The sequence below is a fragment of the Billgrantia sp. Q4P2 genome, assembly GCF_052806135.1.
On record NZ_JBRBAI010000003.1, the window covers coordinates 187,020 to 201,096 of the forward strand.

The 14,077-nt window shown below is 65.4% G+C and carries 15 protein-coding genes; 8 read left to right on the plus strand and 7 right to left on the minus strand.

The genetic code is table 11. From position 1 onward, the window contains the following. The first annotated feature begins 4 nt into the window (after positions 1–4). The 3 genes from ACUY1T_RS06325 (at position 5) to ACUY1T_RS06335 (ending at position 2,099) form a co-directional block, all read left to right on the plus strand. Complete coding sequence (locus ACUY1T_RS06325) at positions 5–466, plus strand: SRPBCC family protein (protein WP_446021092.1); 462 nt, start codon at positions 5–7, stop codon at positions 464–466. Between the two features lie 33 nt (positions 467–499). Further along, a complete protein-coding gene (locus ACUY1T_RS06330; protein WP_446021094.1) occupies positions 500–1,210 on the plus strand; it encodes a DUF899 domain-containing protein in 711 nt (236 codons plus the stop codon). A gap of 196 nt (positions 1,211–1,406) precedes the next feature. Further along, positions 1,407–2,099, plus strand: coding sequence for an aspartate/glutamate racemase family protein (locus ACUY1T_RS06335; protein WP_446021096.1), 693 nt, complete (start codon positions 1,407–1,409; stop codon positions 2,097–2,099). Between the two features lie 31 nt (positions 2,100–2,130). Here the strand turns inward: ACUY1T_RS06335 and ACUY1T_RS06340 are convergent, their stop codons facing one another. Both ACUY1T_RS06340 and ACUY1T_RS06345 read right to left on the minus strand, forming a co-directional pair. Continuing rightward, positions 2,131–2,334 (minus strand): putative motility protein, encoded by a 204-nt coding sequence (locus ACUY1T_RS06340; RefSeq protein WP_446021098.1) that lies wholly within the window; start codon positions 2,332–2,334, stop codon positions 2,131–2,133. 112 nt (positions 2,335–2,446) lie between these two features. Further along, positions 2,447–3,625 carry an MFS transporter gene (locus tag ACUY1T_RS06345; protein ID WP_446021100.1) on the minus strand — a complete coding sequence of 393 codons (1,179 nt, stop codon included), beginning with the start codon at positions 3,623–3,625 and terminating at the stop codon, positions 2,447–2,449. Positions 3,626–3,755: 130 nt separating this feature from the next. Between ACUY1T_RS06345 and ACUY1T_RS06350 the strand changes: the two genes are divergently transcribed. Both ACUY1T_RS06350 and ACUY1T_RS06355 read left to right on the plus strand, forming a co-directional pair. Beyond that, positions 3,756–4,781 carry a cupin domain-containing protein gene (locus ACUY1T_RS06350; RefSeq protein WP_446021102.1) on the plus strand — a complete coding sequence of 342 codons (1,026 nt, stop codon included), beginning with the start codon at positions 3,756–3,758 and terminating at the stop codon, positions 4,779–4,781. Continuing rightward, positions 4,747–5,283, plus strand: a complete 537-nt coding sequence (locus tag ACUY1T_RS06355) for a GrpB family protein (RefSeq protein WP_446021104.1) — start codon at positions 4,747–4,749, stop codon at positions 5,281–5,283. The genes ACUY1T_RS06350 and ACUY1T_RS06355 overlap by 35 nt, the downstream gene beginning before the upstream one ends. A 16-nt stretch (positions 5,284–5,299) precedes the next feature. Here the strand turns inward: ACUY1T_RS06355 and ACUY1T_RS06360 are convergent, their stop codons facing one another. After that, on the minus strand, positions 5,300–5,620 hold the full coding sequence (locus ACUY1T_RS06360) for a DUF1330 domain-containing protein (RefSeq protein WP_446021106.1): 321 nt from the start codon (positions 5,618–5,620) through the stop codon (positions 5,300–5,302). A gap of 114 nt (positions 5,621–5,734) precedes the next feature. On the opposite strand from ACUY1T_RS06360, the gene ACUY1T_RS06365 reads away from it, so the two are divergent. Then, on the plus strand, positions 5,735–6,532 hold the full coding sequence (locus tag ACUY1T_RS06365) for a helix-turn-helix domain-containing protein (RefSeq protein WP_446021107.1): 798 nt from the start codon (positions 5,735–5,737) through the stop codon (positions 6,530–6,532). 5 nt (positions 6,533–6,537) lie between these two features. Here the strand turns inward: ACUY1T_RS06365 and ACUY1T_RS06370 are convergent, their stop codons facing one another. Both ACUY1T_RS06370 and ACUY1T_RS06375 read right to left on the minus strand, forming a co-directional pair. Next, on the minus strand, positions 6,538–7,338 hold the full coding sequence (locus ACUY1T_RS06370) for an aminoglycoside adenylyltransferase family protein (RefSeq protein ID WP_446021109.1): 801 nt from the start codon (positions 7,336–7,338) through the stop codon (positions 6,538–6,540). 49 nt (positions 7,339–7,387) lie between these two features. After that, on the minus strand, positions 7,388–8,587 hold the full coding sequence (locus ACUY1T_RS06375; protein WP_446021111.1) for an MFS transporter: 1,200 nt from the start codon (positions 8,585–8,587) through the stop codon (positions 7,388–7,390). A 94-nt stretch (positions 8,588–8,681) separates the two neighbouring features. Here ACUY1T_RS06375 and ACUY1T_RS06380 point away from each other — a divergent pair, with 94 nt between their 5' ends. Together ACUY1T_RS06380 and ACUY1T_RS06385 are read left to right on the plus strand one after the other, a co-directional pair. Then, positions 8,682–9,500, plus strand: a complete 819-nt coding sequence (locus tag ACUY1T_RS06380) for an AraC family transcriptional regulator (RefSeq protein WP_446021113.1) — start codon at positions 8,682–8,684, stop codon at positions 9,498–9,500. Positions 9,501–9,568: 68 nt separating this feature from the next. Beyond that, entirely contained in the window at positions 9,569–12,007 is a 2,439-nt protein-coding gene (locus ACUY1T_RS06385) for a membrane-bound PQQ-dependent dehydrogenase, glucose/quinate/shikimate family (RefSeq protein WP_446021114.1), read from the plus strand. Here the strand turns inward: ACUY1T_RS06385 and ACUY1T_RS06390 are convergent. Both ACUY1T_RS06390 and ACUY1T_RS06395 read right to left on the minus strand, forming a co-directional pair. Continuing rightward, positions 11,979–12,872, minus strand: a complete 894-nt coding sequence (locus tag ACUY1T_RS06390; RefSeq protein ID WP_446021116.1) for a LysR family transcriptional regulator — start codon at positions 12,870–12,872, stop codon at positions 11,979–11,981. The two genes, ACUY1T_RS06385 and ACUY1T_RS06390, sit on opposite strands and share 29 nt — an antisense overlap. Positions 12,873–12,911: 39 nt before the next feature. Beyond that, positions 12,912–13,952: a zinc-dependent alcohol dehydrogenase family protein gene (locus ACUY1T_RS06395; protein WP_446021118.1), complete on the minus strand. Its 1,041-nt coding sequence runs from the start codon at positions 13,950–13,952 to the stop codon at positions 12,912–12,914. Positions 13,953–14,077 lie beyond the last annotated feature (125 nt).

Genomic DNA, 14,077 nt, shown 5'->3' on the forward strand with positions numbered 1-14,077 from the left:
CACCATGGCGACGCTTCATCACCAGGTATGGATAGATGCCCCGAAAGAAAAGGTTTACGAGGCATTGGCCAGTGCAGAAGGCCTCGCCCAGTGGTGGGCGCCTCATACCACCAGCGAGACGGATGACGGCCTGGTCCTGGCCCACAGCCCGGGACCGGCCCATGGCGACGTGCAGATGAAGGTTCTGGAGCGCACGCCCCACCGGCGGATCGAGTGGGAGATCATCAGCACTCACCCGACGTCCAGCCCCGCCTCCGCCTGGACGGGCACCCGCATCGTCTTCGAACTCGCCACCCAGCCCAGTCCCGGCCACTGGCTGGGCATGGACAACGCGGGTCAGCCAATGACGGTGCTGAACTTCCGGCACGCCGGCTGGAATGAAGACAGCGAGTTTCTGAGCTTCTGCAACTACGCCTGGGGGGTCACCCTGGACATGCTGAGACAGTGGTGTGAATCACAGGATTGATCGAGACCTGCCACGTCACGGGAGGAACCAGCAGTGAACGATTCCCACACGCCTCTGCCCCCCATCGTCTCGATGGGCGAGTGGCAGGCAGCACTCGAACGCCAGACCGCCAAGGAAAAGGAGTTCACTCGCGCGCGTGACAGATTGAATGCCGAGCGCCGCCGGCTTCCCATGGTGAAGGTGGAGAAGGAGTACGCCTTCGAGGGGCCCAGGGGAGCGGTCAGCCTGCTCGACCTGTTCGAGGGGCGTCGCCAACTGATCGTCTATCACTTCATGTTCGGGCCCGACTGGGACGCCGGCTGCGACGGCTGCTCCTGGGTGGTGGACGCCATGACTCACCCCGCCCACCTGCACGCCCGCGATACCACTCTGGTGCTGGTCTCGCGGGCGCCGCGGGAGAAACTGCTACGCTATCAGGCGCGCATGGGCTGGCAACACCCGACGTGGTATTCATCGCTCGGCAGCAGTTTCAACCAGGACATGGGCGTGACGAGCTGCAACTGCCATGCTCCCGACACCGACCGCGGCGAACGCCATGGCATCAGCGTCTTTTTGCGTGACGGTGAACGGATCTTTCGCACCTACTTCAGCGGTAAGCGCGGCGTGGAGTACCTCGGCAGCCTGTGGAGCTACCTGGACCTGACGCCCTACGGCCGCCAGGAGAGCTGGGAGGACTCACCGCCGGGCTGGCCGCAAACACCGCCCTACGTGTGGAACCGTCGCCACGACGAGTATGAGACATAGCGGCACGGCAAGTGGAATGCTGAACAAATCGACGAGCGAGATGAAGCGCAAGGCGCACGGAGCACAGGAACCGGAGCATATGGGGTATATGTGAGGATTCCGAGCACCGCGCAACGCAGCGATTCGCTCGCATAGGCATTTGTGCAGTGTTTCCCAAGCGATACTGGAATAACGACAACCAGAGGGAACGCATGACATGAAGACCATCGGACTGCTCGGCGGCATGAGTTGGGAATCCACCCTCAGCTACTACCGTGCACTCAACGAAGGCGTGAAGGCCGCCTTGGGTGGGCTGCACTCGGCCAAACTATGCCTTTACAGCGTCGATTTCGCCGAGATCGAGCGGCTACAGCACGCCGGCGACTGGGACGCCACCGCCGAGATCCTGTGCCGAGCCGCCCGCAGCGTGGAAGCCGGCGGTGCGGATTTCCTGCTGATCGGCACCAACACCATGCACAAGGTCGCTGCGCAGGTGGCCGAAGCGATCTCGATTCCGCTGCTGCACATCGCCGATGCCACGGCGCAGCGCCTGAACGATGACGGCATCCGCCGTGTCGGCCTGCTCGGCACCCGCTTCACCATGGAACAGGATTTCTACAAGGGGCGTATCGCCGAAAGCTTCGGCATCGAGGTGCTGGTGCCCGACGAGGCTCAGCGCGACCTCGTTCACGAGGTGATCTTTCACGAGTTGTGTCTGGGCCAGGTAAAGGAGACGTCGCGGCAGCGCTACCTGGAGATCATCGAGTCGCTACACGAACGGGGCGCCGAGGCGGTCATCCTCGGCTGTACCGAAATCGCCCTGCTGGTGCAGCAGAGCCATACCGCAGTGCCGCTCTACGATACCGCGGCCATTCACGCCGAGGAGGCAGTTAAATTGGCGCTGCGGTAAATAGGCTTGCGCTGAAACGCCTGGAAGAAGCCTAGGCGTAGGTATTGATGTGGGTACCCACCATTCCTTCGTTGGCCAGCTGCGGTGCCACCGAAGCCGAGGCCATCAGGGCAGCGACCTGATCCTTCTGCATGTCCAGGGCGTCCTTGTAGACCTCGAGCTGGACCTGCTGTGCGGCCTGGGCCTGCTGCATGATCATCGATTGGCCCACGATGGCGTTGACGGCTGAATCCATGTCTCTTCCTCCTGTTCTTGGTTCTTCTGTGCCTCCACGCTAACAGCTGAAGGAAGCGATGGCAAAGAACGCAGCCCGTCGAAGCGGGCTGCCCTCTTTAAACCGTTCAGCTTCAGACAGTGGCCAGCGGCCGCGTTCTCACGCCCATCACGATCATCAACGCGGCCAGCAGCAGTACGGCACCGCTGGCGGCAAAGACGTTCAGCGCGCCGCCCAGGTCGAAGATGAGGCCACCCACGGCGGCACCGGTGGCGATCGCAAAGTTGATGGCTGCTACCAGCAGGCCGCTGGCACTTTCGGCCTCGTCGGGCACCGTGCGGGTGAGCCAGGTCGACCACGCTACCGGAATGGCGCCGAAGGCCAGCCCCCACAGCGCCACCAGCGCGGCGTCCGTAGCCGGCGTACTTTCCAGCACCACCAGCGATACGCCGAGCGTGCCCATCAGCAGCGGCATTGCGATCATGGTCAGGCGCAGGCTGCGTTCGACCATCCAGCCGCCCAGGTAGTTACCCAGGAAGTTGGCCACGCCGAAGCCCAGCAGTATGGTGGCCACGCCGTTTACACCAACCCCGGTCACGTTCTCGAGGAACGGCCGGATGTAGGTGAAGAAGGCGAAGTGACCGGTGAAGACCAGGGCCGCGGCCAGCATGCCCAGCCCCACCCGCGGCCGCATCAGCACGTCGAACAGGGTGCGAAGGCGGGTCAGGCCGCTGGGTGCCATGCGCGGCAGCGTTATGAACTGCACCACCAGCGCCAGCAGGCCCAGCAGTGCCGCCATGCGGAACACGTCGCGCCAGCCGAGCAGGTCGCCGAAATAGCTACCCAGCGGCGCCGCGGCAATGGTCGCCGCGGACACCCCGCTGAACATGATCGACAGCCCCCGCGGCACCAGATCCTCGGGCACCAGGCGCATCATGGTGGCAATCGACATGGTCCAGAATCCGCCCAGGGCCAGCCCCAGCAGCACCCGCCCCAGCAACAGGACCGTCAGGTTGGGCGCGAAGGCGACCAACAGATTCGAGGCAACCAGCAGCATCGAGAAGCCCAGCAGCACATGGCGCCGGTCGATGCGCCGGGTGGCGGTGGAGATCAGCAAGCTGGTCAGCAGTGCCACCGCAGCGGTAACCGTGACCGCCTGGCCCGCCATGCCTTCGGTAATGCCCAAATCCGCCGCCATGGGCGTGAGCAGGCTGGCCGGCAGGAACTCCGCCGTGACCAGCCCGAACACACCGAGGGCCATCGAAACGACTGCCCCCCAAGCGGGCCGTGCCCGTGGTGCCAACTCGTTCATCGTTCGTTCTCCTTTCCTAGAGAAGCGTTCATCAGGAACGAGAAGACTAGAGGGACCGAGTCGGACGATCTATGCTAGATACTCTCGAATGCTTGATCATTCATCCGAATCTTGAGGAAAGGAGCGCGAGATGCCCAAGCCGGAACTGCCCAGCGACCTGGTAAGCGAGCTGCTGCTCGGCATGCGCCTGCGCGGCATTGCCTACCGCCGCATTCAGCTCTCGCCCCCGCTGGGGGTCGAGTTCGGCAAGGTGGAGGGCTGGGCTCAGTTCCACTTCGTGGCACGCGGCCCCGTCTACCTGCGCAGCCCAAGCGGCAGCACCCACACCCTCTCGACGGGCGATGCCCTGCTGCTGCCGCGGGGCGGCCCCCACGCCCTGCTTTCCACGCCCGATCAGCCGGCCCAGGACATCGCCGCCTTCGAAAGCGCCACGCTGTGCGAGACGGTCAGCGCGATCCGCGCCTGCCCGCAAGGCTGCATCCTCGAGGGCGCCCTGACCTTCAGCGGCTGCATGGAATTCGACCTGGGCAGCATGCACGCCTTGGTCTCGCTGATGCCCGAGGTGATGTACGTCGGCACCCTGCTCGAGCGGCAGCCCGAGATCCTGCCCATGCTAGAGGCGATGGAGCGCGAGGCAAACAGTGAGCGCGCGGGCTTCGCCGCCATCCTGGCGCGGCTCGCCGACGTGATGGCCGCCTTCATCGTGCGCGGCTGGGTGGAGTGCGGCTGTGGCGATGCCACCGGCTGGATCGAGGCGCTGCGCGACCCGCGCCTGGGACGCGTCATTGCCGCGCTGCATCGCGAGCCGGGGCGCAACTGGACGGTGGCCGAACTCGCCGCCGAGATGGGCAGCTCACGCTCGGTGTTCGCCGAACGCTTCCTGGCAGTAACGGGCATGACGCCACACCGCTACGTGACCGAGCTGCGCATGCGCCTGGCGGCCCAGTGGATCGGCCGGGAACGACAGCCGATCGAAACCGTGGCCTACCGCCTGGGCTACGGCAGCGCGGCCGCCTTCAGCCGCGCCTTCAAGCGCATCCACGGCCACCCGCCCGGTGCGCTGCGCCAGCAGCGCGAGCACGGCACGGACACCGCCACGAATATTGCTACAGGGAATTCGCATGAACGAAGCCCAGTCGCTGCAGCGGGCCATTGATGAACCGGTACGCCTGGTAGACTACGATCCCGTCTGGCCGGCACGCTTCGACGCCGAGCGCACTCGTCTGCTCGAGCGCTTCCCGGACGATTTGCTCGACGTGCAGCACATCGGCAGCACCGCCATTCCCGGCATGCCGGCCAAGCCCATCATCGACATCATGGCCGGGGTCGCTTCCATGGCCATGGCCGATGCCCTGTTCGATCCCATTCTCGATCACGGCTACGTGACCTCGATTGAGTTCAACGCCAGTCTGTCCGACCGCCGCTGGTTCATGCGCCACGCCAACGGCCAGCGTACCCACCACCTACACGTGGTGGTGCACGACGGCGAGCTATGGCACCAGCGGCTGGCCTTTCGTGATGCCTTGCGCGCCGATCCGACCCAGGCCACTCGCTACGCCGCTCTCAAGCACGAGCTGGCTTCCCGCCACCAAGCGGACCGCGAAGCCTATACCCAGGCCAAGGGGGATTTCATACGCTCGATCGTCGAGACGGGCTGACATCGCTCGAAACCCCTCAGCCGAGAATGTCGATGCCGCGGTGCCCTTCCGGCACGCCCTCCACCAGGATGACATCGCCCACGGCGTTGGCGGTGCGCAGCGGCAGGATGCACCGGTAGGCCTCGGAGCGATACCAGGCCCGGGCCTGCTCCAGGCTGGGGAAGCCAAGCATGATCGTATCGCCCTGCCAGCTGCCTTCCAGCACTTCGGTGGAGCCCCCGTGGATCAGGTAGCGACCGCCGTAGGGCGCGAGGGTGGCATCGATCTTCTCCAGGTATTCGACGATCTCCGGGCCCATGGTGACGTCCTGCAGGCGGGCGATGGCGTAAGCGGTCATGGCGTGGCTCCTGTGGTGGATTCACCTGTAGCTTCGCCCGCCTCGCGCAGCCTGGCGATTACCTGCGAGGTAATAGCCACGCATATCGCTTGGCGCTAATCTGGTTCCATGACCATGAACTCCCCTACCCCCGGGCAGCTGTTGAAGGAGTGGCGCCAGCGGCGTCGGCTGAGCCAACTCGCGCTCGCCACCGAGGCCGACATCTCCCAGCGTCATTTGAGCTTCGTCGAATCCGGACGCGCCGTGCCGAGCCGGGAGATGCTGCTGCGCCTGACGGAACAGCTGGACGTTCCCCTGCGCGAACGCAACCGGCTATTACTCGCCGCCGGCTTCGCCCCGGCCTTTGGCGAACGCCCTATCGACGCGCCCGAACTCGAGACGATCCGCGGCGTGATCGAGCGGCTGCTGGCGAGCCACGCCCCCTACCCCGCACTGGCCGTCGATCGCCACTGGCACCTGCTGATGGCCAACCGCCCCCTCGAGCTGCTACTCGGCGGCATCGAGCCTGCCATGCTGGAGCCGCCGGTCAACGTGCTGCGGCTCACCCTGCATCCTCAGGGGCTTGCGTCGCGCATCCGCAACTTTCGCGAGTGGCGCGCCCACATTCTCGAACGCCTGGCCCGTCAGGTCGACACGACGGCCGACCCGGCGCTTGCCTCGCTCAGCGAAGAACTGAAGGGCTACCCGGTACCGGCCGGGGCTCGTCCTCATCTGGCCGTGAGATCGAGTCATGCAGGCATCGTCGTGCCGCTGGAACTGGCCATGCCGGATGGCCGCGTGCTGTCGCTGCTGAGCACCACCACGGTATTCGGCACTCCGCTCGACATCACCCTGGAGGAACTCGCCATCGAGTCGTTCTTCCCGGCGGACGCCGCCACCCAGGAGACGCTGCAGCAGTTGGACGGCACCTAGCCGTATCAGCTATCGGCGTCACCGCACTGCTCGATGGCCCGCCGCAGGAAGCCTGCCAGCGCTTCCACCTGCGGCATACGCGGTGCCCAGTCGTCGCCGCCACCATCAAGATACGCATGACGCGCCAGCGCCATCTCGGCCCGGTACTCCGCAGGCAGGCGCTCCAGGGCCCAGGCGGCAGCAACGTCCTTGGAAGCGATCTCCCCTGTTTCGAGGGTCATCCACATTCGTGCCAGGGTCAGCAGCACGTTGCGCTCATCGCCAAGCAGGCCATCGATCAGGCCGGGCAGCGAGTCGACGATCGCCCGCCGCAGGTCCGCCTCGGGAATCGGCGCGACCAGTTCCGCGAGTTCGGGTCCGTGCAGGGCGAGGCTCGCCTGCCTGGCGGTGGCCAGCACCAGCGCCAGGTCGGGATCGGTGGCCCCAGGCGGAACGCGGCCCTGCGCGAACTCATCCCGCAACCATTCGCCGTAGACCAGCTCGCTTCTCGGCGGGTAGCGCCACGGCACCAGCGACTCTCGGCAGAGCAGCGTCACTTCCAATGGCCTGGGCGAGCCGTCGTTCGCAGGGCTACCGGAGACCGCCATCAGCGCCTCGACCAGGCGCCGGCGCACCGGGTCGTCGGGCGGCTGGCTGATGACCGCCAGCACGTCCACGTCGCTATTGGGACGCAAACCGCCCCGGAGTGCCGAGCCGAACAGATAGACGCCGACCACGCTCTCGCCCAGCTCGCGGGCGATGATGTCGCAAGCGGCCTTGGCTTCCTCGGGTAGCGACTGTCCGGTCGCTTGGAATGAGTGCTTCATCACGTTTCTCCACGTTGTCGGCGCACGGAAGCCGGCCGGCGGAACCTACCTAGCGGCTCTCGTTGAGCGCCGCCTGCCGATAGCGCTGGCTTGGCAACAGCAGTGCGGCCACCGCCACAGCGACAGCGCAGGCGGCCAACAGCAGATAGAGCCGGACGAAGCCGCTGACCGGGTCGTAGCCCCAGGCCACGATCGGCACGGCCAAGGCACCGACACCCAGCGACAGCACGTACTTCACGGCATAGACACGCGCCCGCCAGCCGCTTGCGGCATGACGCGCCACGATGGCGTCCTGCACGGGAATGATACCGAACACCGTCAGCATCAGTCCTAGCGACAGCACGACGAGCCACCATTGCTCGGCCTGCCCCATCAGCAGGAACAGGGGTACCTGCACCAGCGCCAGTAACAGCATCAACTGACGTGGCGAGACCCGATCCACCGCCCTGCCGGTTACCAACTGCGCCATGGAGGCGAGTGCAAAGATCACCGAGGCCAGGCTGGCGGCGCTGACCAAACCACTCACTCCACTGCTGAAGGCGTCCTCCATGACCTTGGGCAGCACCACGGTCATGACCGCGAAAACCAGTCCGCCCATCAATGCCGTGATCGCCAGGTAGGCGAGGATCCTGCCGGGCAATGCCGTCGAGGCTGGCGTCGGCATAGGATCGGCGGTCACAGGAGCCGCCTCACGCTGATGGCGTTCGGCCGGTACTAGCGCCAGATAGGCCACCCCGCTCGCCAGGCACAGTGCACCGGGAACCAGGAAGGCCGCCTGCCAGCCGAGCATGCCGATGAACAAACCGGTCAGCAGTGGCGCCGCCGCGACGCCCATGTTGCCCCATACGCCGTTGACGCCCAGCGCTTGGCCGACGCTCGCGCCACTCTCCGCCACCAGGGCGATGCCGACAGGATGGTAAATCGCTGCAAAGCTTCCCATCAGAAACAGGCCGGCCGCCATCTGGTAGGGGCCGCTTGCCAAACCGGTCAGCAGGGACGCCATACCGAGCCCCAGGAACATCACGGCCATCATGCCGTGTCGGCTACAGCGGTCGCCCAGCCAGCCCGCCGGCAACGTAAAGGTGGCAAAGGCAACGAAACCCGCCGTGGCCGGCAGCAGCAGCGCACCGTAATCACCCTGGCCGCGACGCTCGAGCACCACCGCCACCGTGGGATGAATCAGCATGAAATAGTGGGCGTAAGCGTGCCCAACATTGAGGAACAGTAGCCGAGCGCGATTGCCGTTCATGACCAGACTCCAGGATGGACGGTCTTTCAGGCTAAACTGCAACCGGCACGTCTTCTCTCGCCATTCTGACAAGGTATATCGCCAAACGGACAACATGCCCCACACTCTGGCTCACACCCGGCCCCTGCCACGCGAAGTGCTGCAACGGCGCATCGAGAGCGCTCCGGGCCCCGTGCAACCTTACGCCTGCGACTACCCTGCCGGCTGGGACACCGGCCGCCATCGTCACATTCGCACTCAACTCGTCTTCGCCACTCGCGGCGTGATGACGGTATCCACCCCGGCGGGATGGTGGGTAGTGCCGCCCCAGCTAGCGGTATGGATACCGGCTCGCCTGGAGCACGCCCTGCTGATGCACCGGGCCGTGAAGCTACGTACGCTCTATCTCGACGAACGGCTGCCGAGGCTACCGACCGAGCCGCGCGTGGTGAACGTCTCGCCGTTGCTGCGCGAGCTGATACTGCGCTTGATGGAACTGCCGGCCGAGGCCACCGCCTACGGTGCCGGAGCGCGTTTGGTCGCGGTGCTGCTGGATGAGCTGCACGAAGAGCGCACGATGCCGCTGCACCTCCCCGAGCCAGACGATCCCGCGCTGCGGCGGATCTGTACCGCCCTGCGCGACGACCCGGCAAACCGGGACGACCTGGCTGCCTGGGGCCAGGCCGTCGGCGCCTCACCACGCACCCTGGCACGGCGCTTCCAGGCACAGACGGGGATGGGCTTCGCCGCCTGGCGACAGCAGGCCCGCCTGCTAGCCGCCTTGCCCATGCTGGCCGCAGGTCGCTCTGTCACGGTCGTATCCCAGGAGGTCGGTTACGAGTCGCCGAGCGCCTTCATCGCCGCCTTTCGCCGCAGCCTGGGGGTCAGCCCCGGGCGCTATTTCAACAAGCCCTTGGCCTCCTCTGCCTGGTGACCTAGGGTTGGTAAGAGTTCTGCTATCAAGCGGACCCGACCTTCTCGCCCCTGACCACAGGTATTGCCATGGATGCGCATTCCTCACGAGGAGCGGCCGGCTGGGCCGTCACCGTTCTCGCCGTCGTTCTGCTACTGCTCGGCCTGGCAATGTCGCTGGGTGGGGCTTACCTGCTCTACCTCGGCGGTACGATCTATTTTCTCCTGGCCGGCATAGCCACACTGATTGCTGCCATCATGCTCATGCTTGGCTTGCCTGGCGGGGTGTGGCTCTATGCGCTAACCGTGGCGGCCACCTTTGTCTGGTCGCTGTGGGAAATTGCCATCAAGGGGTGGATGCCGGCCTGGCATGTCGACCTGCTGGCACGTACCGGGCTGATGGCCGGCCTGCTGGCTGTCGCCCTGTTGCTGCTGCCCGTGTTGTACCGCCGCGGCTATTACCAGCCCACCCTGCCCTATGCCGGCCCGTTGCTCGGCGTGCTGATCATCGCCGGCTACATTGGGTCCGTGCTGTGGCTCGTTTTCGACTCCGGCCCCGATGCTCCCACGACAGTAGCCGCCGAGGAGATCCGTCAGCAGAGTGCCCCAGACGACACCGACTGGGTTGCCTACGGCGGCACCAACTTGGCCCAGCGCTTCTCGCCGGCCGACCAGATCACACCGCACAACGCCGATCAGTTGGAGGTGGCCTGGGAGTTCAACACCGGCGACGAGCCGCCCAACGATGCCGCCCCCTACGCCTTCCAGAATACGCCGTTGAAGATCGGCAACAGCCTCTACGTCTGCACCCAAAGCAACCAGGTGTTTGCCCTCGACCCCGGCACGGGTGAGCAGCAGTGGCACTTCGACCCGGATGTGGCAGTGGAAGCGCAAGAGCACGTGTTCTCGACTGCCTGCCGTTCGGTGGCCTATTTCGAAGCGCCAGAGCCGGTTGATGAGTGCCCACGCCGGCTGCTGCTGGGCACGCTGGACGGCCGGCTGATGGCGCTGGACGCCGATGACGGCTCACCGTGCAGCGATTTCGGCGATAACGGCACCGTAGACCTCAACGACCGTATGGATCCGCAGGCGCTGGGGCTGGTCTCCAACACCTCGGGGCCGACCGTAGTGAACGGCATCGTAGTGGTCGGTCATCAGGTTACCGACAACCAGCGTCGTGACGCGCCTTCCGGCGCCGTGCGCGCCTACGATGCCATCACCGGCGAATGGCAATGGACCTGGGACTCGGTATGGACCACCCCGGACCGGCAGCCGCCAGAAGGCGAGGTCTACCCCCGCGGCACGCCCAACGTGTGGACGGCGATCTCGGCCGACGAGGAACTGGGACTGGTCTATCTGCCCACCGGCAACCCCACCAATGACCAGTACGGCGGTGATCGCAGCCCCGAGGAAGACGAATTCACCGCTACGCTGGTGGCAGTGGAAGTCGATAGCGGTGAAGTGCGCTGGAAGTTCACCACGGTGTTGCACGACCTGTGGGACTACGACTTGGGTGCCCAGCCCGCGCTGATCGACTTTCCCACCGCCGAAGGCCCTCGTCCCGCCGTGGTTCAGGCAACCAAGTACGGGCAGGTGTTCGTCTTCGATCGGGAAACCGGCGAACCGCTGCTGCCCATTGAGGAGCGGCCGGTACCGCAGGGCACCATTGAGGGTGACTGGACGGCTGAAGTGCAGCGCTTCTCACCGGGCATGCCCAGCTTCGGATCGATACCCGGCCAAGAGGTCGAATACTTCAGCGGGGCCCATACCTGGGGTACCACGCCGCTCGACCATCTCTACTGCCGCATCCAGTTCGAACGCATGCGCTACGAGGGAATGTTCACCCCGCCGACCCTCGAGCACCCCGACGGCATGCTGCAGTTCCCGGGTATTCTCGGAGGTATCAACTGGGGCAGCGCCGCCTTCGATCTCGAGAACGGCCTGATGATCGTCAACAACAATCGTATGCCATCACGCGTGGTGCTCTATCCCCGCGAGGAAGCCGACGAAATGGAGAACATCGCGCCGATCGGTGAAGACGATGCCAGCTACATCGATCAGGAAGCGCAACCCATGCTCGGCGCGCCGGTGGCGGCCGAGCGCGGTGCATGGCTCTCGCCACTGGACATGCCTTGTGCCGCGCCGCCCTGGGGGTTTCTCAGCGCCACCGACCTCGACAGCGGTGAACTCGTCTGGTCGCGCCCGATCGGCACCAGCTTCGATCAGGGCCCATGGGGCATTCCCGCGCGATTGAAGATGACCGTGGGCGCTCCCACCAGCGGCGGTCCGGTCACGACAGCCAGCGGTGTGACCTTCATCGGCGCCACCATGGATGACTATATCCGCGCCTTCAACAATGCCAGCGGTGACATGTTGTGGGAGGCGCGCCTGCCCGCAGGGGGCCAGGCGACACCGATGACTTACATGCACCAGGGTCGCCAGTATGTGGTGATTGCCGCCGGGGGGGCTTTTCAGGCCGAGACCAGCCTGGGCGACAGCGTCATGGCCTACGCCCTGCCTGAGGAGTGAGCTGGCCCGCCAGCCGGTATTCGGATGCCTTCACGGCCTCTGCGACATAGGCCATGAAGGCGCGAATGCGCGTCACCCTGCGCAGGTCGGGGTGGGTCAGCAGCCACAGCTCGGTGGCGAGTGCGGGGATCGGTTCGCCGATTCGCGTGAGCGCCGGTTCGGCGTCGGCGAGATAACAAGGCAGCACGGCGCGTCCCAGCCCGTCGCGAGCGGCGGCCAGCATGCCGAGCATGGTATCGACACGATAGCGGCAGCGCTCGTTTGCACCGTTCTCGGTCATCCACGCATCGAGGGCCGCATAGCCCAGGTGACGGTCCGGCCCGACCCAGGCATCGGCGGCGCTATCGGCGCGGGCATAGGCCGCCTGAGCGATGCAGCCGACCCGACGCCCCACCAAATGCTCGGGTGGCGCTTGAGAAGGCCGCACCGCCACGTCGGCGTCGCGCTGGGAGAGGTTGAACAGCTGGTTGGAGACCGCCACCTCGAGAGTGATCTCGGGATGGGTGCGCTGGAAATCGGCGAAGATCGGCGACAGCAGCCCCATCAGCAGCGTATCGGTGGTGGTCACGCGGATGCTGCCGGAGAGCTTCAGGTCCCGCCCCACCACGCGCCGCTCGGCGCCATGCACCTCGGCCGCTACACGGGAGGCGGTTGCCGCCAGGTCATCCCCCGCCGGCGTCGGTGCATAACCCGTGCGCGAGCGCTCGAACAGCGCCACGCCAAGGCGGGTTTCGATGGCATTCAGGCGCCGAAATACCGTGGCATGACTGGTTCCCAACCGTCGCCCGGCGCCGGACAGCGAGCCCGTCTCGGCAATGGCCTGCACTACGCGCAGGTCGTCCCAGTGCAGCGATTGCTCATTCACGATCCGCCCCCATCAGCATGACGTGGCACTCTTCGCCTCTCAGAATTCGGTCACCACGGTCACGCCCACGCCCTGGAACCTATCCATGCCCATCAGCGCCTCGATCGATTGCTCCAGATCGATCGTCTTGCCGATCAGTTTCTCGGGCGTCAGCTTCCCCGTCTGGATCATGTCGAGCATGGCGCCATAGCGGTAGGCCTGCATGCCGTGGCTGCCCAGTATCTCGAGTTCATGGGCAATGACCTTGCTCATCGGGATTGCAGGCGTACTGTTCTCGGCCAGCATGAGCCCGACCTGTACGTGCTTGCCGCGCTTGCGCAAATTGCTGATCGAGTTGAAACAGGTGCTAGGGTGCCCCAGCGCATCCAGCGACACGTGGGCACCGCCGCGCGTCACTTCGATGACAGCCTCGGGGACATTCGCCACCTCGGCCGCGTTTACGGTGGCAATAGCGCCCAGCTCGCGGGCCAACTGGAGCTTTTCCTGGGAAATATCGATGGCCACGACATTGGCGCCCACGGCATTGGCAATCATGATCGCGGAGAGGCCAACGCCACCGCAGCCGTGGACCGCCACCCACTGCCCCGCGGATGCCTTGCCCTGGTCAACCACGGCGCGAAACGACGTCACGAAACGGCATCCCAGGCTGGCCGCCGTGGCGAAATCCAGCGTCTCCGGCAATGCCACCAGGTTGGTGTCCGCCTGGTGGATCGCCACGTACTGGGCGAAGGAGCCCCAATGGGTGAAGCCGGGTTGGAATTGGCTGTCGCAGACCTGCTGGTTTCCCGAGTAGCACTCGGGGCAGGTACCGCAGCCACCGACGAACGGGACCGTGACGCGATCGCCCACGCGCCATTTCCGCACGTCCTTGCCGACCGCCTCGACGATGCCCGCCAGCTCGTGTCCAGGCACATGGGGAAGCTCAATGTCGGGATCATGACCGACCCAGCCATGCCAATCGCTGCGGCAAACACCGGTCGCCATCACCTTGACGACGACGCCATGCGCTTCCGGCGTCGGGTCGGGAACCTGCTGGATTTTCGGCGGAACGGAAAAGGCCTCATACACCACGGCTTTCATGCAGGATCCTCTCTGGCAAGCTGTTCATTCATGCAAAGTCGTTTGTTATGTTTGTGGAATTTCGGTTCGTCAGCGTACAGCATAGCCTGAGGGCATGCAGCATATGTTTTCCAGCCGGAGACCCC

Coding starts and splice junctions, on each gene's coding strand:
- ACUY1T_RS06385 (WP_446021114.1), top strand. CDS start 9,569: ATGGATGCGCATTCCTCACGAGGAGCGGCCGGCTGGGCCGTCACCGTT.
- ACUY1T_RS06380 (WP_446021113.1), top strand. CDS start 8,682: ATGCCCCACACTCTGGCTCACACCCGGCCCCTGCCACGCGAAGTGCTG.
- ACUY1T_RS06395 (WP_446021118.1), bottom strand. CDS start 13,952: ATGAAAGCCGTGGTGTATGAGGCCTTTTCCGTTCCGCCGAAAATCCAG.
- ACUY1T_RS06370 (WP_446021109.1), bottom strand. CDS start 7,338: ATGAAGCACTCATTCCAAGCGACCGGACAGTCGCTACCCGAGGAAGCC.
- ACUY1T_RS06325 (WP_446021092.1), top strand. CDS start 5: ATGGCGACGCTTCATCACCAGGTATGGATAGATGCCCCGAAAGAAAAG.
- ACUY1T_RS06375 (WP_446021111.1), bottom strand. CDS start 8,587: ATGAACGGCAATCGCGCTCGGCTACTGTTCCTCAATGTTGGGCACGCT.
- ACUY1T_RS06345 (WP_446021100.1), bottom strand. CDS start 3,625: ATGAACGAGTTGGCACCACGGGCACGGCCCGCTTGGGGGGCAGTCGTT.
- ACUY1T_RS06335 (WP_446021096.1), top strand. CDS start 1,407: ATGAAGACCATCGGACTGCTCGGCGGCATGAGTTGGGAATCCACCCTC.
- ACUY1T_RS06355 (WP_446021104.1), top strand. CDS start 4,747: ATGAACGAAGCCCAGTCGCTGCAGCGGGCCATTGATGAACCGGTACGC.
- ACUY1T_RS06365 (WP_446021107.1), top strand. CDS start 5,735: ATGAACTCCCCTACCCCCGGGCAGCTGTTGAAGGAGTGGCGCCAGCGG.
- ACUY1T_RS06340 (WP_446021098.1), bottom strand. CDS start 2,334: ATGGATTCAGCCGTCAACGCCATCGTGGGCCAATCGATGATCATGCAG.
- ACUY1T_RS06350 (WP_446021102.1), top strand. CDS start 3,756: ATGCCCAAGCCGGAACTGCCCAGCGACCTGGTAAGCGAGCTGCTGCTC.
- ACUY1T_RS06360 (WP_446021106.1), bottom strand. CDS start 5,620: ATGACCGCTTACGCCATCGCCCGCCTGCAGGACGTCACCATGGGCCCG.